The sequence below is a fragment of the Streptomyces tricolor genome (assembly GCF_002155905.1).
Lineage (GTDB): Bacteria > Actinomycetota > Actinomycetes > Streptomycetales > Streptomycetaceae > Streptomyces > Streptomyces tricolor.
On sequence record NZ_MUMF01001010.1, the window covers coordinates 1 to 690 of the forward strand.

A 690-nucleotide genomic window follows, 5' to 3' on the forward strand; every position below is an offset into this window, starting at 1 on the left:
ACACACACACCCACGGGTGGCAACAGCAGCGACTACGGGAGCCGGAACGACTTCGGCAGCAACAACAGCTTCGTCACCGGCGACCACAACACCACCAACTCGGGCACGCAGAACTACTACGGCACCGTCCCCGCCCCCGCCGGCGGCGCCCACCGGGACCGGGACCGCCCCGGCCCCGCCGCGGACCGCCGCCGCAACGTCTTCGTCGTCCACGGGCGGGACGAGGAGGTGCGGGTGAAGATGTTCGACCTGCTGCGGCTGCTCGATCTGCGTCCGCTGGAGTGGGAGGACCTGGTCCGGGCCACCGGCAAGACGGCGCCCTTCCTCGGCGAGGTCGTCGCGAAGGCCCCCGAGCAGGCCCAGGCGGCCCTCGTGCTGCTCACCCCGGACGACGTCGTCCAGCTCCACCCGGACCTGCGGGGCGCGGCCGAGCCGCCGTACGAGACCGAGCCGACCGGTCAGCCCCGGCCGAACGTGCTGATCGAACTGGGCATGGTGCTGATGGCCTACCCGGAGCGCACCCTGATGGTCGAGGTCGGCGGGCTGCGGCCCATCGCCGACATCGCGGGCCGCAACGTCATCAAGTTCGACGGCTCGGAGTCGGCCCTGCGCAAGATCGCCCAACGGCTGAGGCTCGCCGGCTGCACGGTCGACGACACCCGCTCCGACTGGCTCCAGACCTGGCCGTAC

The 690-nt window shown here is 71.7% G+C and carries 1 protein-coding gene; it reads left to right on the forward strand.

The window, feature by feature from the left end; genetic code table 11:
* Positions 1-690: TIR domain-containing protein (locus tag CCN44_RS42385; protein ID WP_086704603.1), on the forward strand; the 690-nt coding region annotated here is incomplete at both ends.